Raw genomic sequence first — 21502 nt, 5'->3', positions numbered from 1 at the left:
TCGAGGGTCGATCGGTTCATCCCTTTCTGGCGGGTGCCTGCCATTAAGGGATTCACCTTGCCGCCTGCCTGTGCAACAACAGGTGCATGGGAGATTCTTTGCGTACATCCATATTATCGTTGCTGCTCGGTCTTGCTGGCGTGGCGGCCTCCGGCGTGGTGCCAACATCCGCCGTCGCGCAGGACAGCGCGGATTTTCGCGCTTATCTCGACAGCATTCGTCCCAAGGCACGCGCGATGGGGATCAGGGATGCGACGCTCGACAGCGTGTTTGCAACGCTCACCCCCAATCCGCGCGTCATCCAGCTTGACCAGAATCAGCCGGGGGGCGGCGCTTATTCGCCGATCCCGAATTTCGAGCCCTATCGGGTCAAGCATGTCGATGCGGCGCGGATCAACCGCGGACGGATCGCCTATCGCACCAATCGTGCGCGCCTCGCGCGTATTGAGGCCGAAACCGGCGTGCCTGAAGAAATAATGATCGCAATTTATGGCCATGAAACCAATTATGGCTCCTATACGGGCGACTTTGATCTGATCCGCTCTTTGGCGACCCTGTCCTGGGAAGGGCGGCGGCGGACGCTGTTCGAACCGGAATTGCTGGCGACGCTCAAGATGCTGGATAATGGCGTACCGCGCAGCCGTCTGGTCGGCAGTTGGGCAGGCGCAACGGGCTATCCGCAATTCCTGCCCAGCGTCTATCTGCGCCTGGCGCGCGACGGCGATGGCGACGGGAAGGCCGATATCTGGACCAGCGAGGCTGACGCGCTGGCATCTATCGCCAATTATTTCGTCCATTCGGGCTGGCGCGCGGGGCAACCGTGGGGCGTGGCTGTAAACGTACCAAATGGCTTTAACCGCGCGGCGATCACCGCACGAACGCAGCCGACACGGTGCCCCCGCGTGTTCAACCGCCATAGCCGCTGGCTGACCATGGCGGAGTGGCGGAGGATGGGACTGTCCCCGGCAGCGGGAAGCTGGCCGGACGATACGGTGATGGCGACGTTGTTGGAGCCTGACGGGCCGGGCAAGACCGCTTATCTTCTGACCGGCAATTATCGGGCCATCCTCGACTATAATTGTTCCAATTTCTACGCCCTGTCGGTGGGGCTGCTGGCCGATGCGGTCAAGCAATAGAATAGGCGGCCAGTGCCTGGCGGCCGGGGCGCTGCTGCTACTCGCCGCCTGTGCCGGAGAGCCACCGGCCGCGCCACCCAACACCCTTGCGCGACCGCCGGTGCAGAGGACGCCCCTTGTTGCCGATGAACCCGTGATTGTTGGTGCGTCCTATACCATAGGGGGCGTGACCTATACGCCAGAGGACGAGCCGCAATATGACGCGGTCGGTTATGCCGGCTGGTATGGGGAGGAGGTGGAGGGCAACAAGACCGCCAATGGCGAAGCCTTCATGCCCATGGCGATCACCGCCGCACACAAGACGCTGCCCCTGCCCAGCTGTGTGGAGGTAACAGCGCTCGATACCGGCAAAACCATTTTGGTCCGCCTCAACGACCGGGGGCCATTTGCGAATGATCGGCTGATCGACCTGTCGCGCGGCGCGGCGGAGCAATTGGGAATCCTGGGTGAGGGGGCCGCGCCAGTGCGCGTCCGCAGAGTCAACCCGCCCGAACAGGACCGTGCGCTGCTTCGCGCCCACCAGCGCGCCGCAGAACGGCTCGAAACACCCGCATCCCTTCTAACCCCGCTGCGCGCCAAGCTTCCGGCGCCGATATTGACCGCCAGCGCGCCAGAAGCGGCGACACCGCGCCCCGCGCCGTCGCCTCGGCCATCGCCGCCCACCACGATCCGTGGGGGCTATGTCGTTCAGGTCGGCGCTTTTGCGTCCCGCGACCGCGCGGAGGCGCTGGCGAAGCGTATCGGCGCGACCGCTGTCGAAAGTGGCAATCTGTGGCGCGTGCGCTTTGGTCCTTATTCAACGCGGACGGCAGCGCAGGCAGGCGTTCGCGCTGCCGCAGCAGGGGGCTTTGAGAATGCGCCCATCATCGCTAATGACGCCCGATAGACCCGGCGCAGCGCCGCACGATTCCATTCCATTGAAGGCAGTGTCATGAACAAGTCCGTTGCAGTCCTCCTCTTTGCCGGGCTGTTGACCCAGCCCCTGACTGCCGCCGCGCCGCCCTATAGCAGCGAAGCGCCAATCGCTTATATGAAGGATCTGTCGTCGGGCGCGGTACTTTATAATAAGGGCGGCGACACGCGCATTCCGCCTGCGTCCATGGCCAAGATGATGACGGCCCATGTCGCCTTCCGCCTGATTCAGCGCGGCGAGTTGAAGCTTGACACGATGTTCACTGTGCGTCCGGAAACCTGGAGACAATGGCACGGACCGCAGGCCGGATCGACCATGTTCCTCTCGGCAGGCGAACAGGTATCGGTGGAAAATCTGCTGCATGGCATCGTCACCCTGTCGGGCAATGATGCCTGCGTGGTCCTGGCCGAAGGGATTGCGGGCACCGAACAGGCCTTCGTCGCGCAGATGAATGAAGAGGCCAAGCGGCTTGGCCTCAAGAACAGCCATTTCGGCACCAGCAATGGCTGGCCCGACGAAGGCGTGACCTATGTCACGGCCGAAGATCTCGCCAGCCTCGCGCAGGCGACAATCGAGGAAACGCCTGACCTCTACAAGCGCTTCTACGCCGCGCGCTCCTTCACTTGGGGCAAGACGATGGGCGGGGCCGACATCAGCCAGGGCAATCGCAACCCGATTTTGGGCAAGATCGCCGGGGCCGACGGTCTCAAGACCGGGCATACGCAGGAAGCGGGTTATGGCTTTACCGGCTCGGCCGAACAGGATGGCCGCCGCCTGGTCATGGTCGTCGCCGGCCTGACCAGCTTCAATGGCCGCATCGGCGAATCGGTGCGCTTCATGGATTGGGGCTTCAAGGCCTGGAAGGCGCAGCCCTTGTTCAAAAAAGGGGCGGTGGTGGAAACGGCTGAAGTCCAATTGGGCAGCGCGACGACCGTACCCTTGGTCGCGCCGCATAATATGGCGGTGACGCTGCCGCGTACCGCTTCGTCCAATATCAAGGTCAAGGTCGTTTATACCGGCCCGATCAAGGCACCGATCGCCAAGGGTCAGCAGATCGCCCAGCTCATCGTCCAGACACCCGACACGCCACCGCAGGTCATGCCGTTGGTGGCGGGCGAAGATGTGGCGGAAGCCGGTCTGTTCGGCCGGATCTGGAATGGCATGAAGTCGCTGTTCGGGTGAGTTCGGGCCGCTTTATCACGCTGGAAGGCGGAGAGGGCGCGGGCAAATCGACCCAGGTTCGTGCGCTCGCCGCCGCCCTGCGCGCGCGCGGGCTGGAGGTCGTTGAAACGCGCGAGCCGGGCGGCAGCGAAGGCGCGGAAGCCATCCGAGCCTTGCTGCTCACCGGCGGCGCGGATCGCTGGAGCCCGCGCGCCGAAGCCCTGCTCTTCGCCGCCGCGCGCGCCGACCATGGCGAAAAGACGATCCGTCCCGCCTTGGCGCGGGGCGCATGGGTGCTGTCCGACCGCTATCTCGATTCGAGCCGCGCCTATCAGGGGCAGGGCGAACTCACCGACGCCGATATATTGGCTCTGCACCGGATCGGCAGTGGTGGGTTCCTTCCCGACCGGACCTTGTTCCTGACCCTGCCGCAAGTGGAAGCCGAAACGCGCGCCCGCGCCCGCGATGGTTCCATGTCCGACCGGATCGGCGGGCGGGACAGATCCTTCCATCGCGCAGTGGCGGACGCCTTTGCCCGTTTTGCCGTCGAAGAACCCGCCCGTTTCCGGCCTGTCGATGCGTCGGGCGCAGCAGATGCCGTTACTGCCCGCTTGCTCGAAGCACTGGCCGACCTGCTGCCATGACGTCCTTGATCGGCCATGACGCACAGGCCCGCTTGCTGATCGGCGCGGCTGCCAGCGGGCGGATGCATCATGGCTGGATATTGAGCGGCCCGCGCGGCATCGGCAAGGGCAGCTTCGCCCGCGCGCTGGCGCTGCGCCTGCTCGCTGACGCGGCCGGGCCGAAGGTCGAGGGGGAGGGGCTGGCCGTGCCCGACGACCATCGGGTTCGCCACCTGATCGACGCCGGTGCCCATCCCGACTATGCCGAACTTGCGCCGCTCGAAAAAGATGGCGTCACTGCGCGCAACATCAGCGTCGATCAGGTGCGCGGCCTCGGACGGCTGCTTCAATCGGCCCCGTCTTTATCGACGCGCCGCATCGTGGTGATCGACAGCGCCGACGATCTGGAACGCGGCGCGGCCAATGCGTTGCTCAAGACGCTGGAGGAACCGCCCGCCGACATGCTGTTCCTGCTGGTCAGCCATGCGCCCGGTCGCCTGCTGCCGACCATCCGCTCACGCTGCCGCACGCTGCGCTTCGATGCGCTGGACGATGCGGCGATGCGATCGGTGTTGCGTGCAGGAGAGGGGGAGTTGTCGCCCGTGGAAATGGACGCGCTGGTGCGGGCCGGGGAAGGATCACCGGGCAAGGCGCTCCGCTATGCCGGGCTCAATCTGGCCGAGATCGAAGCCGCTTTGACGTCGATCGCGACCGATGGCGATCCCGGCAACCGGCAGCGGCTTCTGCTGGCCAAGATGCTGGCGACCAAGCCAGCCCGTCCCCGCTATGAAGCCTTCCTGGAGCGCGCGCCCGCTTTCCTTGCCGAAGCTGCGCGGCATCGCAACGGTGCCGCCCTTGGCGTGGCGCTCGACCATTGGGAGGAAGCGCGGCGGCTGGCGGGCGGGGCGATCATCCTGTCGCTCGACCCGGCGGCGGTCGTGTTCGAACTGGCGGGGCATGTCGCCGCGCTGGCACCGCGCGCCGCCTGAAAAGCGACTTTGCGCGCAGGCGAACAGCCGCTAGGGAAGGCGCCATGTCCAAACCCTATACCATCACCACCGCCATCAGCTATCCCAACGGCCGTCCGCATATCGGCCACGCCTATGAGGTGATCGCCACCGACGCGATCGCCCGCTTCCAGCGGATGATGGGCCGCGACGTATTTTTCCAGACCGGCACCGACGAACATGGCCTGAAAATGGATCAGGCCGCGCGCACACGCGGCATCGAGCCGCGCGCGCTGGCCGATGAAATGGCCGCGCATTTCCAGCACATGGCATCAGTTCTTAACATCAGCCATGATCGCTTCATCCGCACCAGCGAACCGGATCATCACCGCGCCAGCCAGGCGATCTGGCAGGCGATGGAAGCCAATGGCGACCTCTATCTCGGCCGCTATGAGGGCTGGTATTCGGTCCGCGACGAAGCCTTTTATGACGAGAAGGAAATCATTGAAGGGGAAGGGGGCGTCAAACTTTCGCCCCAGGGCACGCCGGTCGAATGGACGGTCGAGGAAAGCTGGTTCTTCCGCCTGTCCGCCTATCAGGATCGGTTGCTGGCCCTGTATGAAAGCCAGCCCCGCTTCATCCAGCCCGACAGCCGCCGCAACGAAATCCTGCGCTTCGTCGAAGGCGGCCTGAGCGACCTCAGCATCTCGCGTACCAGCTTCGATTGGGGCGTGAAGGTGCCGGGCAGCGAGGGCCATGTCATGTATGTCTGGGTCGATGCGCTCACCAATTATCTGACCGGCTGCGGCTATCCCGACGATGCGGCGCGGATGGCGCGCTATTGGGCCGAGGGTGGTGATATCACCCACATCATCGGCAAGGATATCGTGCGTTTTCATACCGTGTACTGGCCAGCCTTCCTGATGAGTGCGAAGCTGCCTCTGCCAAGCCAGATTTTCGGCCACGGCTTCCTGCTCAATCGCGGCGAGAAAATGTCCAAGTCGGTCGGCAATGTCGCCGATCCGATCGCCCTGGCCGAGCGTTTTGGCGTCGATCAGTTGCGCTATTTTCTGCTGTCGGAAGTCACATTTGGCAATGACGGCAGCTACAGCGCCGAAGCGATCGTCGCCCGCGCCAATAGCGACCTGGCCAACAGCTTCGGCAATCTGGCCCAGCGAACGCTGAGCTTCATCGCCAAGAATCTGGAAGGCCGCTTGCCCCAGCCCGCACCGCAGGATGTGGATAGCGACCTGCTCGCGACCATCGCCGAAGCCGCCGCAACATTCCAAAGCGCCATGGCCGACCTCGCGCCATCAGTCGCCATCGAGGCATGGATGCGCGCCGTATTCGCCTGCAACGCCTATATCGACGCGCAGGCACCCTGGGCGCTGCGCAAGACCGACCCGGCCCGGATGGAAGCGGTGCTGGCAACCTTGTACGACGCCATCGCTAGCCTTGCCATCATGGTCCAGCCCGTCATCCCCAGCAGCGCTACGAACTTGTTGGACCAGATGGGCTTGTCGGCCGAACAACGCGGCTATGCGATCATCGGCGACGACTGGTATGCCGCCCTGCGCGCTAGCGGCTTCACCCTTGCCGCCCCCAAGCCGCTCTTCCCCCGCCTCGAACTGAACGAAGCGGACGCCTGATCTCATGCTGATCGACAGCCATTGCCACTTGAATTACAAGGGCTTGATCGAGGATCAGGAGAACGTGCTGGAACGTGCACGCGCGGCCGGCATCGACCTGATGCTCAATATCGCGACCCGCGAGAGCGAGTGGGACGCAGTTCTCGACACCGCGATCCGCGCGCCCGACGTCTGGGCGACTGTCGGCATCCACCCGCATGAAGCCGACGAGCATCCGCATGTCGACACCGCCAAGCTGGTCGAGCGCGCCGCCCATCCGCGCGTCGTCGGCATTGGTGAAACCGGCCTCGATTATTATTATGATCATAGCGACCGCGACCGGCAGCAGAAGAGTTTTCGCGCGCATATCGCCGCGTCGCGCGACACCGGCCTGCCGCTGATCGTCCATACCCGCGATGCGGAGGAAGATACGCTGGCGATCATGCGCGACGAAATGGGGAAGGGGGCCTATCCCGGCGTCATCCACTGTTTCACCGCCAGCAGCGTCTTTGCCGATGCGGCGATGGAATTGGGCTTCTATATCAGCATTTCGGGCATCGTGACGTTCAAGAGCGCGAAGGATTTGCAGGAGACAGCGGCGCGCCTGCCGCTGGATCGGCTGCTGGTGGAAACGGACTCGCCCTTCCTCGCCCCGGTGCCCCATCGTGGTCGCCCGTGCGAACCGGCCTTCGTGGCGGACACCGCGCGCTTCCTCGCGACCCTCCGCGGCGAAAGCATCGAACAATTGGCCGCCGCCACCTCCGCCAATTTCCGCACCTTGTTCAAGAAGGTGGCATGAGTTTCAAACTGACCATCCTGGGCAGTGGCACCTCGTCCGGCGTTCCGCGCATCGGCAATGATTGGGGCACATGCGACCCGACCGAGCCGAAGAACCGCCGCAGCCGCGTGTCCATCCTGGTCGAAAGCCCGACCACTCGTATCCTAGTCGACACCTCGCCCGACATGCGCGCGCAATTGCTCGCCGCCGACGTGGTCCAGATCGACGCCATATTGTGGACGCATGACCATGCCGATCACAGCCATGGCATCGACGATGTCCGCCAACTCTTCCACCATCGCCGTTCGCCCGTGCCTGGCTATGCGCGCGAACAGACGCTTCGCCTGCTGGCGCAGCGCTTTGCCTATGCCTTTGAGGGGCGCAACGGCTATCATCCGACCATCGCGCCGCATATCCTCCCCGACAGCCTGCGGATCGGCGACATCGACATTGCCTGCGTCGATCAGCCCCATGGCGACATCTGGTCTACCGGCTTCCGCTTCACCCATGGCGGCCGCTCGATCGGCTATGCCACCGATTTTCATGCGCTAACGCCCGCCATGCTTGCGCTCTATGACCGGCTCGATGTCTGGGTGATCGATGCCTTGCGTGAAAAGCCGCACCCGACCCACCCGCACCTTGCCCTTACTTTGGACGGCATCGCCCAGGCCAAACCCGGCCAAGCCATTCTCACCCATATGGATCAGAGCATGGATTATGCAACGCTGCGGCAAACACTCCCCAGCGGCGTCGAACCCGGCTATGACGGGATGACCGTGGAACTCGCGACGGCAGAGCAGGGGGATTGATGAACGGCGACCTGACAGCTTCGACCCTCTGGTATGTGCTGGTGCTCGTGCTGGTTGGATCATCGCTGATCGGGCGGAGGCTGGCTTGGGGATCGTTATTGCGCCTGGCTTTGCTATGGGTTGCCATCTTCGCGGGCCTGTTCGGCCTGTTCACCCTGGCTCAGGATCAGGGCTATCTCACTGGGCGCTGGGCGGAGGAGGGGCTTCCACGCGGCGATGCGCCGCCAAAGCTGCCGCCAGTCCGAACCGAAGGGCAGGCCATTCGCATTCCCGTGGCCCGCGACGGCCATTATTGGGTCGAAGCCACCATCAACGGCACACCCGCACGCTTCCTGATCGACAGCGGCGCGACCGTCACCGCGCTATCGGAACCGACGGCGCGCGCGGCAGGTCTCAACTATGATGTCGGCGCGCCCGGCGTCGTCATGACTACCGCGAACGGCAAGGTCGAAGCGCGCCGCTCCAGCATCGCCACGCTGGCGATTGGCCCGGTGACGGCCAGCGACCTGCCCGTCGTCGTCTCGCCGGCGTTCGGGGAAATCAACGTCATCGGCATGAACATGCTGTCCCGCCTCAAAAGCTGGGGCGTGCAGAATGGGGAAATGGTGCTGACGCCATGATGCCATCGCTCGCACCACCCACACAGCGCCAGCGGCTCAAGGCCATCATCGGCGGCTCCACCGGCAATCTCGTCGAATGGTATGACTGGTATGCCTATGCCGCCTTCACCCTCTATTTCGCGCCGCATTTCTTCCCCAGCCAGGATCGCACCGCCCAGTTGCTGAGCGCCGCCGGGATTTTCGCGGTCGGCTTCCTGATGCGGCCGATCGGCGCATGGCTGATGGGCGTCTATGCCGACCGCCATGGCCGCAAGAGCGGCCTCACGCTATCGGTCGCGCTGATGTGCGCGGGATCGCTGTTGATCGCGGTGACGCCTGGTTATGAGACGATCGGTGTCGCCGCGCCGCTGCTGCTGGTCCTGGCCCGCCTGATGCAGGGCCTGTCGATCGGCGGCGAATATGGCGCGAGCGCCACCTATTTGTCGGAAATGGCGGGCAAGAACCGGCGCGGCTTTTTCTCCAGCTTTCAATATGTCACGCTGATCGCCGGACAGTTGGTGGCCATCTGCGTGCTGTTGTTGTTACAGGCGACGCTGACCGAAGCGCAATTGGACGCCTGGGGCTGGCGCATCCCCTTTTTCATCGGCGGCGCGCTGGCAGTGATCGTCTTCTGGTTGCGGCGTGGCCTTGCTGAAACGCAAAGCTTTGCGGTCGCCAAGGCGGCCGGCGCACCCAAATCCGGCTTCGTCGAACTCATCACCAGCCATCCGCGCGAAACGCTGACGGTGATGCTGCTGACCGCCGGTGGCACGATCGCCTTCTACGCTTATTCCATTTACATGCAGAAATTCCTGGTCAATACCAGCGGCCTCAGCCGGGAAACGGCGTCGCAGATCAACGCCGTGACCTTGTTCGCCTTCATGCTGCTCCAGCCGGTCGCAGGCGCGCTGTCCGACCGGATCGGGCGCAAGCCGCTGATGATCGGCTTTGGCGTCATGGGTGTCCTCGGCACCTATCCCATTTTCGCGACGCTGGCCGTGACCAAAGACCCGCTGATCGCTGGCCTGCTGGTGATGGCGGGGCTGATCATCGTCACCGGCTATACCTCGATCAACGCGGTGGTGAAGGCCGAGCTGTTTCCGGCGCACATCAGGGCGCTGGGCGTGGCGCTGCCTTATGCTCTGGCCAATACGCTGTTTGGCGGGACGGCGGAGTTCGTCGCCCTGTGGTTCAAGCAGGCGGGCATGGAGCAAGCCTTTTACATCTATGTCACGGTGATGATCGCCATTTCGCTCGTGGTCTATATACGGATGCGCGACACCCGCGAGCATAGCCAGATCAAGGAAGATTGACGTCCGCCCCAAGTGATATTTAACATAATCCTTATTATCGGACTTTATGATCTAGGCTGGCCATAGCCCGGCACACGCCCTATCGGCTGGATCAGTCTCTCCAACAGCCGGAACCGCCCATGTCCCAAGCCAGTCCCGCCGACATCATGCCGCTCGCCACTGTCATGGCACGGTTGCGCGACCCGGATACCGGCTGCCCATGGGACATCGCGCAGGATTTCGCTTCGATCGCGCCCTATACGATCGAGGAAGCCTATGAGGTCGCCGACGCCATCGAGCGCAATGATATGGCGGCACTTTGCGATGAACTGGGCGACCTGCTGCTCCAGGTGGCCTTTCACAGCCGCATGGCCGAACAGGCCGGGCATTTTACTTTGCAGGATGTGATCGACGGCATCACCCAAAAGATGACCCGGCGGCATCCCCATGTTTTCGGGCAAGGCGCACGACGCGAAGACGGCCATGCGCAATGGGAGGTAATCAAGGCCGCCGAACGGGCAGAAAAAGAACCGGACCCCAGCGCGCTTGGCGGTGTCGCTAACGCCCTGCCCGCGCTACTTCGCGCCGAAAAGCTGCAGAAGCGCGCCGCGCGCACTGGCTTTGACTGGCCCGATACGGTCGGCGTCATCGACAAGATCGTGGAGGAACTCGACGAGGTCCGCGCCGCAACGACACAGGCTGACTGCACCGAGGAAGTCGGCGACCTGTTGTTCGCCGTCGTCAACCTCGCACGCCATCTGAAGGTCGATCCGGAAGCCGCTCTGCGCGCAGGCAATGCCAAGTTCGATCGCCGCTTCCGCGCGATGGAGCAGCAGGCCGGCACCGAGTTCGCCGCCCTCTCGCTGGAAGCGAAGGAAGAGCTTTGGCAGCAAGCCAAGCAGCAGGAGAAAACGCCCTAAGCTTCCCCGCGCTTCCCGAACCGCGCAAAGGCCGCGTCGGACAGCCGCACCTCGACGCGGCTCTCCTCCTCTTCCACATCCGTCGACAGCACTTCGCCATGTTCGTGAAGCCAGGCCATCGCCGCGCCATCCGACACCGGAATGCGCAGGCCATAGACCTTCGCGCCCGTCGTCATATGGTCGCTAATCATGCGTTGAAGCTGCTCCACCCCCTCCCCGGTCAGCGCCGACAGGATCGCTACATCATCCCTCCGCGCCGCCGTTTCGCGCGCCAACACCGCGGCGTCGGCATCCAGCAAATCCAGTTTATTCCAAGCCTCGATAATCAACGGCGCAGGCGGCTCGCCCTCGGCCCGTTCCAGCGCGGCTTCGCCGGCAACGCCTAGTTCACCAAGGACATCCAGCACATCGTCGCGCTGCGCATCGCTATCGGGATGGGCAATATCGCGAACATGGACGATCAGGTCGGCCGACAGCACTTCTTCCAGCGTCGCCCGGAACGCCGCGATCAACTGGGTCGGCAGATCGGAAACGAAACCCACCGTGTCCGACAAGATCGCCTTGTCGAGACCCGGCAGCGCAATCTGGCGCATGGTCGGGTCCAGCGTGGCGAACAGCAAATCCTGCGCCATGACGTCCGCGCCGGTCATCCGGTTGAACAGCGTCGATTTGCCCGCATTCGTATAGCCCACGAGCGCAATCACCGGCCAGGGCGCGCGCTGCCGCCGGGCGCGGTGCAGCCCGCGCGTGCGCGTCACCTGATCCAGTTCCTTGCGGATCTTCGCCATGCGATCGCGGATCATGCGTCGATCCGCCTCGATCTGGGTTTCGCCCGGACCACCCAGAAAGCCGAAGCCGCCGCGCTGCCGCTCCAAATGGGTCCAACTGCGCACCAGCCGCCCGGCCTGATAATCAAGATGCGCCAGTTCGACCTGAAGCCGTCCTTCATTGGTCGCAGCGCGTTCGCCGAAAATTTCCAGGATCAACCCGGTACGGTCGATGACCTTGGCCTCGCAGGCCTTTTCCAGATTGCTCTGCTGCACGGGCGACAGGCTGTTGTCCACGATGATGAGGTCGGCCTCTTCCTGCCGCGCCAGTGTCGCAATCTGATCGACCTGCCCGCTGCCGAACAGCGTCGCGGGCTTACGATCCCGCACCCGGAACGCCTGCGCCGCACGCACATCAATGCCGATTGCCAAGGCCAAACCGCGCGCTTCCTCCAGCCGGGCGTCGCTGTCGCGCCGATCGCCGCCATGGGTTTCGGCATGAACGACGACAGCGCGCGCGCCGCGCGCCACTTCATCTTCGGAATCGCGATTAAATATGGCCATGGAAGTGTAACGCCTCAAAACACAGGACGCTCCCGAACAGACAGATGCCCGGTCCAACGGAGGAACGGGCCAACGGCCTGCGCGGGAGCGCATAGACTATTATTCAATGAAATGCGGACGGCGCGTGCGATCCGCGCAGGGTAGGTCAATCGTCCTGTTCATTCTCGCCGGTCAGGTCGAGCGCATGGAGCGGCTGAACCGTCGAAATGGCGTGCTTGTAGACAAGCTGGACCATGCCATCACGTTCCAGCAACATGCAGAACAGGTCGAAGGCGGCGATTTCGCCCTGCAGCATGACCCCATTGACCAGGAACATCGTCACCGGGCTGCCCGATTTGCGGACGGCGGACAGGAAGATTTCCTGGAGCAGCTTGGCCTTGCCATTGCCCTCGCTCGCCTTGCGCAGGTCGGACAGGTCCATCGGCTGCGCTGGCATGACGGTCGAAATGGCATGTTTATAGACAAGCTGCGACTGGCCATCGCGGCGCAGCAGCACGGAAAAATTATCGAACCAAGTGATTATGCCTTGCAGCTTGACGCCCTTGACCAGGAACATGGTCACTGGGGTCTTGCTCTTGCGCAGGCTGTTGAGGAAAATATCCTGCAAATTGTTCATTTTGTCGGCCATGGTCGTCGCCAGTCCTTTATTCTTGGCGGGACGTTACCCGCTCGTGCGCCCTTAAGCAGGGTGTCTTGCTTGCCCCCGCTTGTCGGAGGCGGAACGATCGTATCGCAATTGCGAACAGTCGTCCATGGGGAATGGCGCGCGCCTATTCCTTGTCGTCGGTGATCCCCAACAGCTTCAATTTCCGGTGCAATGCCGAGCGTTCCATGCCGATGAAGGTCGCGGTGCGCGATATATTGCCCGAAAAGCGGCGGATCTGGACACGCAGATATTCCCGCTCGAAACTCTCGCGTGCCTCCCGCAACGGCGCGCCCATGATCGCGGATTGGCCCATCCCCTCCCCGCCGCCACCGCTGGTCAATTCGGGCGGCAGCATGTCGAGTTCGATCCGACCGATCCGGTCGCCCGGTGCCAGGATCATCGTGCGTTCGATGACATTGCGCAACTGGCGGACATTGCCCGGCCATTCATTGGCCTGCAGCGCGGCCATCGCATCGCTCGCCATCTCCGGCGGCGGCACGCGCCGTTCTGCGGCGAAGCGCGCGAGATAATGTTCGACCAGCGGCGGAATGTCATCACGCCTTTCGGACAATGGCGGAATGGCGAGCGGCACGACGTTGAGGCGATAGAAGAGGTCTTCGCGAAACCGCCGTTCCTCGATTTCGCCCGCCAGGTCGCGCGCCGTGGACGAAATAACCCGCACGTCCACCTTCACATGGCGCTGGCCGCCAACGCGCGTGAAGCTCTGGTCGGTCAGCACGCGCAAGATTTTGCCCTGCGTGGTGATCGGCATGTCGGCGACTTCGTCGATATAGAGCGTGCCGCCATGGGCCTGCTCCAGGAATCCAGGGCGGACAAGGCCGCTCTGATCCTCCAGCCCGAACAACTCCTCTTCGACCCGGTCGGGGTCCATGCGCGCGGCCGCAACGATGATGAAGGGCGAGTCGGCCCGCCCGCTCCAGCTATGCAGCATGCGCGCGGCAATCTCTTTGCCGACGCCCGCCGGCCCCGAAATCAGCACCCGACTGCCCGTGCCCGCAACCTTCTTGATCGTGGCACGCACGCCGTTGATCGACGCGGAACTGCCGGTGAGTTCATCATCCTGACCAAAGCGGGCGCGCAACACCTGATTCTCGCGCCGCAATCGTTCGGTTTCGGTAGCCCGCGATACCAGATGCAGCAGCCGGTCGGCTTCGAACGGCTTCTCGATGAAATCGGCCGCCCCCTTACGGATCGCAGCGACGGCGGTGTCGATATTGCCATGGCCGGAAATCATCAGCACCGGGATAGTGGGGTCGCGCCGCTTGATCTCATCAAGCAGTTCCAGCCCGTCCATTCGCGACCCCTGCAACCAGACGTCGAGCAGGACGAGCGAAGGACGGCGCGCATCCAGCGCTTCGATCGCGGCATCGGCATTGGCGGCGGTGCGGGCGGTAAAGCCCTCATCCTCCAGCACACCCGCGACCAGATCGCGAATATCCTCCTCATCGTCGACTATCAGAATATCAAGCGCCATTGGCCGTCACTTTTCCCGTCAAATTACCCTGGGGCATGGCGACTACCTGCCCCTCTTCCAGTCGTTCCAGCGCACCTGCAGCAAACCGCAACGTCACCCGCGCACCGCCGCCTCGCACATCGTCAAAGCGGATTTCCCCTAAATGCTCCTCCACAATCTTCTTGACGATGGCCAGGCCCAGACCCGTCCCCTTGGTCCGCGTCGTCATATAGGGTTCCAATATGCGGTCCCGTTCGGGCGGCAGCCCGATGCCGTCATCGCTGACCGTAATGATCACCTCTTCACCGTTGCCCGCCAGCGTCATGCGGACATGTCCGCGTGGACTGCCATCGTCAGGAACCGGCTTGGGCTCTATAGCTTCCACCGCATTTTTGACGATGTTCGTCAATGCCTGACCCAATTGTCGCCGGTCGCATACCAGTTCCAGGTCAGGCTGGTCGGTGTGAAATTCGAAGCGGATCGCGGGGTGCGCGACTTCGTGCAGAAACAGGGAGTGGCGCGCAATATCGGCCACGGCCTCGCGCCGAAACACGGGCTTGGGCATCCGCGCGAAGGACGAAAATTCATCCACGATCCGGCGCAGATCGCCAACCTGCCGGACGATCGTGCTAGTCAGCCGGGTGAAGGTCGGCCGGTCGCTGGTGATTTCCTCGGCATAGCGTCGCTGGAGCCGCTCGGCCGCCAGTTGGATCGGCGTCAGCGGGTTCTTGATCTCATGCGCGATCCGCCGCGCCACATCGGACCAGGCGGCGCGGCGCTGATCGGACAATTGCTGGGTGATATCATCGAACGTCAGAATATGGCGCGACGCATCCTCGGACCGTTTGACCGCCAATGTGCGCAAGTCGCCATGCGCCCGCACCTGCACGATGCCCGCGCCGTCACCCGACGCGATGAACTCCGCCAATTCCGGCGCGATCTCGGCCAATGTCCGACCGACCGGATCATCGCCCTCCTCCACCAAAATCGCGGCCGCCGAACGGTTGAGCAACTGGATTTCACCGCCACGATCCACCGACAACACACCCGCGCTCACGCCTGACAGGATCGCCTCAATGAAGGCGCGCCGCTCGTCCAACTGGCTGTTCGCCCCCACCAGCGCGCCGGTCTGTGCCTCCAGCCGCTGCGTCATCCGGTTGAACGCGGCCGCCAGCGTGCCGATCTCGTCACGGCTTTGCAGGCTGGTGACGCGCGCCGACAGGTCGCCTGCCGTGATCCGCCGCGCCGCCGTCACCAATTCATTGACCGGCCGCACCATCCAATCGGCCACCGCCAAAGCGATATAGACGGCAATACCGACCAGCAGCAGCGATCCCACGAACAAGGCGATGTTGAACCGCAACTGCAACGCGCGCGATTGGGCCGCGAACAGATCATAGTCCGCGATCACCGTCTTCGCCCGCTCCGCATTGGAGAAGGACGAACTGCCCGCATTGCGCGTCACGTAAAGATAGATTTTCGACCCCGGATACAGCAGCGTCACCGCCTCGATCTGGTTCTGCCGCGCCTGCACCACGACATTTTCGCCCGCCGCCAACCGCTTGGTGACTTCCGGCGTCAATATCTCGGATGCCGGGCGATTGTCCGGCTCGACCGTCGCGGCTGTCCGCGCGACGCCATCCTTGCCGACCTCAATGATCGAAGCCCGGTTCAGCTTGCGTGTCACCACCTGAAAGATGAACCCTTCGGCAAAGCGCGGGCTGGAGACATCGGACTGAGTCAGATAGTCGCGCAGATCGTCCGCCATAGTGACGGTTTCATCGCTCACCTCGCGCAAATTCTGCTCATAATAGCCGCGCGCCAGGTCGCTCGCATTTTGCAGCATCCCGCGCGCGCTGTCCGACGCCCAGAATTGCACGCCATATTGGAACAGCAGGGATGCGAAAATCACCACCAGCAGCATCGGCACGCTGGCCGCGATCGAGAAGATAGCGACGAGTCGGACATGCAATTGCCCATCGCTGCCGATCGCCGACTGCGCCGCGCGCCGCTTGGCTACCCGCCGCCCAAGAAGCATCAGCAGGGCAATGGCAGGCACCAGATTGGCAACCAGCAACAGCGCGATAATCGGCGGGGTCAGCAGGTCGCCCGACGGCGCACTCCCCCCCGCCAGCAATTGATAGGTCAGCACTGCGACGCCCAGGAACAGGGCGAGCGTCAAGACCTCTACCAGCGCCGCCAACCGCCCATGACGCAGGAAAGGCGGCAATCGTCGGCGCCATGTCGATGCCTGCCGGGAAAATGTGGTCGCGCCGCTCATAGTGGCTTTGTTACAACAAGGCCGTGCCCGATCAAACACAGTAATTGGCGCAAAAACCGTCGCTGGTCGATGTGACCCGTCGGTTCGTCCTGAAAATTGCGCTTATGCTGATTAGTCGGCAAGGCGAAGCTGGAGCGGGTCCAGGCCATATTCAGTCAATTTCTTACGTAGCGTATTGCGATTGATGCCCAGCAATCCAGCAGCACGAATCTGATTGCCATCGACGCTGCCCAGCACCTCCTGCAACAGGATCGGCTCGATCACCGCCAGCAAATCGTCATGCAGGGTGCGATTGGGCTGCCCCAGCCCGATGCCCAATTGCCGCTTGGCCCAATCGCGCACGGCATGGGCCAGATGGTCGCCAGAGGCGGCATAGTCGGCGGGCACGGCGTCCATGGGCAGCATGTTGCGCAATATATCGGCGGTGATGACATTTTCGCGGCTCAGCACCGACAAACGCTGCATCATATTCTGCAATTCGCGCACATTGCCCGGCCAATGATAGGCCATCAGCAATTGCGCTGCATCGTCCGCCAGCGTCTTGCGTGGAAGGCCTTCCTGCGCCGCCCGCTCCAGAAAATGGCGCGCGAGCAGGATCACATCATCGCGTCGCTCCCGCAGCGCCGGCAAGGCGATCGGCACGACGTTCAGCCGATAATAGAGATCCTGCCGGAAGCGGTTTTCCTCGATCAGCGGCGGCAGATCCTTGTTGGTCGCGGCGATGATGCGGACATTGACCCGCACGGGCTTGGACCCGCCCACCGTCGTCACCTCGCCCGATTGCAGGACACGCAGCAACCGTGTCTGCGCTTCCATCGGCATATCGCCAATCTCGTCGAGGAACAGCGTGCCACCCTGCGCCTGCTCGAACTTGCCGGCGGTGCGGGCATGGGCACCGGTAAAAGCGCCCTTCTCATAACCGAACAATTCCGCCTCGATCAGTTCGCGCGGAATCGCCGCCATGTTGATCGCGATGAACGGTCGCGTGCGCCGCTGGCCCAGGCTATGGATCGCCTCGGCCACCAGTTCCTTGCCCGTGCCCGACTCGCCCAGCACCAGGATTGACAGGTCGTTGGAAAGCACGCGCGCGATGGTCCGATAGACTTCCTGCATCGCGGGCGACCGGCCGACCAGGGGCAGACCGTCATGCGGCAGGCCACCATCGCCCTCTTCTTCTGTCGCGCTCTCCCGCGTGCCCAGCGCATCGGCGACGGCACGGGTGAGTTCGTTCAAGTCAAACGGCTTGGGCAGATATTCGAACGCGCCCTTTTCGGTCGCGCGGATCGCGGTGTTGAGCGTGTTCTGCGCCGACAGGATGATGACATTCAGGTCCGGCCGACTGGCAATGATGTCCGCCACGCCTTCCAGCCCGTCACCATCGGGGAGCATGACGTCGGTAATCAATATATCGGGCCGGAAACTCTCCATCAGCGTCGCCCGCTCGCGGATCGACGCAGCGGTCTTGACCTTATGCCCCTGCCGTCGCAGCGCTTCGCCCACCACCACGCAGATGGCGGGATCGTCATCGACAACCAGAACGGACCCGGTCGCCGCCATCAACCCATGCCCATCGGCAGGAGGATGCGGAAGGTCGATTCGCCCGCTTCGGTGTCGCGCGAATATTGAACGAAGCCGCTCATATCGCGAACCAGCTTGTCGACCAGCGCCAGCCCCAGCCCCTGCCCGTCCCGTTTCCCTGTAATGAAGGGGTTGAACAGATGGTCCAATATATGTTCGGGAACGCCCGGTCCATTGTCCACCACGACGATCTCGATCGGCAGGACTGCACTTCCTTTGCCCCCGCCCATCACCACGGACACGCCATGGCGAAAGGCCGTCTCGACGCGGATGGAGGGATTTTCGACCTGCTCCAGCGCCTCGGCGGAGTTTTTCAGCAGGTTGATCATCACCTGCACCAACGCATCTTCATTGATATTGGCGAATGGCAAGGACGGATCATAATGTTTTATGATCTTTACATTTTTTGCAAACCCCGCCGCTGCGATCCCCGCCGCCCGGTCGATCAGTGGATAGATATTGCCAGGGCGACATTCCAGCGTCCGGTCGGTCGTGAAATCCTGCATCCGGTCGATCAGCGCGGCGATGCGGTCGACCTCGTTGCAGATCAACTGGGTCAAGGCACTGTCACGGCCATCATGACCCGATTCAAGCAGTTGCGCTGCGCCTCTGATACCCGATAGCGGGTTCTTGATCTCGTGCGCCAGGATTGCCGCCGCACCCATGGCGGACCGCGCGCCGCCCGATGTGCCGCGATGGCCGATCTTGCGCGCCTGGCTCTGCGCATGGAGCGACACGACCCGCCAACCTTCATGATCGATGATCGGCGAGATCATCAGGTCGACCTCCATCTCGGCGGTGCGCCCGGCATGGACCTTGATGTCATAGGCGGCGATCGGCTTGTTGCTGTGCCAGATATCGAAGCGCGCGCCCGCCTCCGCAATGCGGATGGTCCGCGCCACGTCGCTGCCGATGATCGCTGATCGCGCCATGTTGAGCAACGTCTCGGCACTGACATTGGCTTCGGCAATGCTGTTGTCCGGCCGCACCAACAGGGTCGCGACCGGCAACGCCGTCATCTGGTCGCTGAGCGATGGTCCGTCCTGCTGCATGCGAAGCGGCGGGACGACCGTCATGGCAACGGTCATGCTGCCTGACGCATCGCGGTGGCATCCGCGCCACTGGCAATCAGCGGCTCGTAGAAACCGGCGAGCATGTCGAGCACCTTGGCGGCGTCGGGTTCCTGATTCACCGCATGGCGGAACTCGGCCGATCCGGTCAGCCCCTTGGTGTACCATCCGATATGCTTGCGCGCCATATTGACGCCGGTATGGGTATCATAATGATCGAGCATCGCCTTATAATGGCCTATGATCGCATGATATTGTTCCTCCAGCGTAGGATCGGGAATACGCTCGCCCCGTTCCAGCCAGGCCATCACCTGCCCTATCAGCCACGGACGACCATAGGCACCGCGCCCGATCATCACGCCATCCGCGCCGCTCTGCTCCAGCGCCATATCGGCATCCTCGATCGAACAAATGTCGCCATTGGCGATCACTGGCAGCTTCACCGCCTCCTTAACCGATCGGATGAACGCCCAATCGGCGCTGCCCTTATACATCTGGCACCGGGTCCGGCCATGAACGGTGATCAGCTTCGCGCCCAGATCCTCGGCGATATGCGCCAGTTCGGGCGCGTTGAGGCTGCTATGGTCCCAGCCCATCCGCATCTTCACCGTCACCGGCACGTCGACCGCCTCGACCGTCGCCTTGATCAGCGCAGCGGCGAGCGGCAGGTCGCGCATCAACGCGCTACCCGCATCGCCATTGACGACCTTCTTGACCGGACAACCCATATTGATGTCGATGATCGCCGCGCCACGATCGGCATTCAGCTTGGCGGCTTCGGCCATTTCGGTCGGCGAACAACCGGCCAATTGCATCGACACCGGCTCTTCCAAAGGATGCCAGGCCGCCTTTTGCAACGACTGGCGCGTCTCGCGGATCATCGCGGCGGTCGCGATCATCTCGGTCACGTTGAGGCCGCAGCCATAGCGACGGACCAGCGTGCGGAACGGCATATCGGTCACGCCCGTCATCGGCGCAAGAACGACCGGCGTGGCGATGGTCACTGGACCGATGGAGATGGGGAAAAGCCTGGACATAAACTCTGATGCTACTGCCTAAAAAACAGGCAGGGCATAGCCGAAATGGGAAGGGTCGGCAAGGGATGGGGTCTGGCGGCCCTCCCGGCACTCGGCTATGCGCTGGGCCATGATCGAAAACGACAAGACCGTCGCTCTGCTCGTCGCGGCGGGCCAGGGCAACCGGGCCGGGGGTGCCATGCCCAAGCAATTTCGCTTGGTCGCGGGCAAGGCCATACTGGTCCATGCCTATGACGCGCTCGCGGCGCATGGCGCGATCGATGCAATCCATATCGTGCTGGGTGCCGATCAGGAAGACACGGCCCGCAAACTGCTCGGCGATCGCGTGGCCTCCTTCATCGAAGGCGCCGATAGCCGCCGCGGCTCCGTGCGCGCCGGGCTGGAGTCGATCGCGGCCATGGGCGGCGCAGCACGGGTCTTGATCCATGACGCGGCTCGGCCGTTCTTGCCGGGCGCGGTGATCGACCGACTACTCGGCGCGCTGGACGATGCGGAAGGCGCGATCCCCGTGCTGCCGGTCGCCGATACGCTCGTGCGCGGCATGGAGGGGCGCATGGCCGACGGCGTGCCCCGCGACGCACTGTTCCGGGTGCAGACGCCCCAGGCGTTCCGCTTCGACACGATCATCGCGGCGCACCGGGCCTGGGACATCACGCGCGAAGCCACGGACGACGCCCAAATTCTCTGCGCAGCGGGCCATGACGTCATCCTGGTCGATGGCGATGAAGGACTGGAAAAATTGACCTACCCCCAGGATTTTGCCCGCGCCGAAGCCCGGCTCGCGCCCACCATGACTGTGCGCGTCGGCATGGGCTATGACGTCCACCGTTTGGCGGCGGACGAAGAATTATGGCTGGGCGGCGTGCTGGTGCCGCATGATCGTGGCCTCGCCGGGCATAGCGACGCCGATGTCGCGCTCCACGCCATCGTCGATGCCCTGCTCGGCGCATTGGCGGAAGGCGATATCGGCAGCCATTTTCCGCCCTCCGACGCGCAATGGCGCGGTGCCTCGTCCGATCGATTCCTCGCCTATGCGGGCGATCGTGTGACGGCGCGCGGCGGGCGGATCGATCACATCGATCTGACCATCATCTGCGAAGCACCCAAGATCGGCCCGCATCGCGACGCCATCCGAACCCGCATCGCCGCCATCCTCGCGGTGCCGATCGACCGGGTGAGCGTCAAGGCAACCACCACCGAACGGCTGGGCTTTGCCGGGCGGCGTGAAGGTATTGCGGCGCAGGCGGTTGCCACCCTCTCCCTTCCCGCGCTATCCTGA

19 protein-coding genes are annotated in these 21502 nt (G+C 63.4%); 12 read left to right on the top strand and 7 right to left on the bottom strand.

Annotated elements, in window-relative coordinates:
- Window positions 1-86: 86 nt before the first annotated feature.
- The 11 genes from V2I08_RS03190 to mazG all read left to right on the top strand — a co-directional run bounded on the left by V2I08_RS03190 (window position 87) and on the right by mazG (window position 10806).
- The gene (locus tag V2I08_RS03190; protein WP_349633880.1) at window positions 87-1136 is read left to right on the top strand and encodes a lytic murein transglycosylase; all 1050 of its coding nucleotides are present in this window, start codon (window positions 87-89) and stop codon (window positions 1134-1136) included.
- The gene (locus V2I08_RS03185) at window positions 1120-2022 is read left to right on the top strand and encodes a septal ring lytic transglycosylase RlpA family protein (RefSeq protein WP_349633879.1); all 903 of its coding nucleotides are present in this window, start codon (window positions 1120-1122) and stop codon (window positions 2020-2022) included. Before V2I08_RS03190 ends, V2I08_RS03185 begins: the two co-directional genes overlap by 17 nt.
- Before the next feature lie 45 nt (window positions 2023-2067).
- Entirely contained in the window at window positions 2068-3231 is a 1164-nt protein-coding gene (locus V2I08_RS03180; protein WP_349633878.1) for a D-alanyl-D-alanine carboxypeptidase family protein, read from the top strand.
- Window positions 3228-3854 (top strand): dTMP kinase, encoded by a 627-nt coding sequence (tmk, locus tag V2I08_RS03175; protein WP_349633877.1) that lies wholly within the window; start codon window positions 3228-3230, stop codon window positions 3852-3854. The genes V2I08_RS03180 and tmk overlap by 4 nt, the downstream gene beginning before the upstream one ends.
- Window positions 3851-4822 carry an AAA family ATPase gene (locus tag V2I08_RS03170; RefSeq protein WP_349633876.1) on the top strand — a complete coding sequence of 324 codons (972 nt, stop codon included), beginning with the start codon at window positions 3851-3853 and terminating at the stop codon, window positions 4820-4822. The genes tmk and V2I08_RS03170 overlap by 4 nt, the downstream gene beginning before the upstream one ends.
- Window positions 4823-4866: 44 nt before the next feature.
- On the top strand, window positions 4867-6429 hold the full coding sequence (gene metG / locus V2I08_RS03165; RefSeq protein WP_349633875.1) for a methionine--tRNA ligase: 1563 nt from the start codon (window positions 4867-4869) through the stop codon (window positions 6427-6429).
- A gap of 4 nt (window positions 6430-6433) precedes the next feature.
- Window positions 6434-7207 carry a TatD family hydrolase gene (locus V2I08_RS03160; protein WP_349633874.1) on the top strand — a complete coding sequence of 258 codons (774 nt, stop codon included), beginning with the start codon at window positions 6434-6436 and terminating at the stop codon, window positions 7205-7207.
- Window positions 7204-7995, top strand: coding sequence for an MBL fold metallo-hydrolase (locus V2I08_RS03155; RefSeq protein ID WP_349633873.1), 792 nt, complete (start codon window positions 7204-7206; stop codon window positions 7993-7995). The genes V2I08_RS03160 and V2I08_RS03155 overlap by 4 nt, the downstream gene beginning before the upstream one ends.
- Complete coding sequence (locus V2I08_RS03150; RefSeq protein WP_349633872.1) at window positions 7995-8615, top strand: TIGR02281 family clan AA aspartic protease; 621 nt, start codon at window positions 7995-7997, stop codon at window positions 8613-8615. The genes V2I08_RS03155 and V2I08_RS03150 overlap by 1 nt, the downstream gene beginning before the upstream one ends.
- The gene (locus tag V2I08_RS03145) at window positions 8612-9907 is read left to right on the top strand and encodes an MFS transporter (protein WP_349633871.1); all 1296 of its coding nucleotides are present in this window, start codon (window positions 8612-8614) and stop codon (window positions 9905-9907) included. Before V2I08_RS03150 ends, V2I08_RS03145 begins: the two co-directional genes overlap by 4 nt.
- Window positions 9908-10026: 119 nt before the next feature.
- Window positions 10027-10806 (top strand): nucleoside triphosphate pyrophosphohydrolase, encoded by a 780-nt coding sequence (gene mazG / locus V2I08_RS03140; protein WP_349633870.1) that lies wholly within the window; start codon window positions 10027-10029, stop codon window positions 10804-10806.
- Here the strand turns inward: mazG and hflX are convergent.
- The 7 genes from hflX to dusB form a co-directional block, all read right to left on the bottom strand.
- Complete coding sequence (gene hflX / locus V2I08_RS03135; RefSeq protein WP_069066700.1) at window positions 10803-12137, bottom strand: GTPase HflX; 1335 nt, start codon at window positions 12135-12137, stop codon at window positions 10803-10805. The two genes, mazG and hflX, sit on opposite strands and share 4 nt — an antisense overlap.
- Window positions 12138-12282: 145 nt before the next feature.
- Window positions 12283-12777 (bottom strand): RNA chaperone Hfq, encoded by a 495-nt coding sequence (gene hfq / locus V2I08_RS03130; RefSeq protein WP_310222215.1) that lies wholly within the window; start codon window positions 12775-12777, stop codon window positions 12283-12285.
- Between the two features lie 130 nt (window positions 12778-12907).
- Entirely contained in the window at window positions 12908-14278 is a 1371-nt protein-coding gene (locus V2I08_RS03125; RefSeq protein WP_349633869.1) for a sigma-54 dependent transcriptional regulator, read from the bottom strand.
- Complete coding sequence (locus tag V2I08_RS03120) at window positions 14268-16538, bottom strand: ATP-binding protein (RefSeq protein WP_349633868.1); 2271 nt, start codon at window positions 16536-16538, stop codon at window positions 14268-14270. Before V2I08_RS03120 ends, V2I08_RS03125 begins: the two co-directional genes overlap by 11 nt.
- Before the next feature lie 111 nt (window positions 16539-16649).
- Window positions 16650-18095: a nitrogen regulation protein NR(I) gene (gene ntrC / locus V2I08_RS03115; RefSeq protein WP_349633867.1), complete on the bottom strand. Its 1446-nt coding sequence runs from the start codon at window positions 18093-18095 to the stop codon at window positions 16650-16652.
- The gene (locus tag V2I08_RS03110; protein WP_349633866.1) at window positions 18095-19204 is read right to left on the bottom strand and encodes an ATP-binding protein; all 1110 of its coding nucleotides are present in this window, start codon (window positions 19202-19204) and stop codon (window positions 18095-18097) included. Before V2I08_RS03110 ends, ntrC begins: the two co-directional genes overlap by 1 nt.
- On the bottom strand, window positions 19201-20223 hold the full coding sequence (dusB, locus tag V2I08_RS03105; RefSeq protein ID WP_349633865.1) for a tRNA dihydrouridine synthase DusB: 1023 nt from the start codon (window positions 20221-20223) through the stop codon (window positions 19201-19203). Before dusB ends, V2I08_RS03110 begins: the two co-directional genes overlap by 4 nt.
- A 97-nt stretch (window positions 20224-20320) precedes the next feature.
- On the opposite strand from dusB, the gene V2I08_RS03100 reads away from it, so the two are divergent.
- Window positions 20321-21502, top strand: a complete 1182-nt coding sequence (locus V2I08_RS03100; RefSeq protein WP_349633864.1) for a bifunctional 2-C-methyl-D-erythritol 4-phosphate cytidylyltransferase/2-C-methyl-D-erythritol 2,4-cyclodiphosphate synthase — start codon at window positions 20321-20323, stop codon at window positions 21500-21502.

Source organism: Sphingobium sp. MK2 (assembly GCF_040170545.1).
GTDB lineage: Bacteria > Pseudomonadota > Alphaproteobacteria > Sphingomonadales > Sphingomonadaceae > Sphingobium.
The sequence above is the reverse complement of the archived record's forward strand: the minus strand, read 5'-3'. Positions and strand labels throughout refer to the sequence as shown.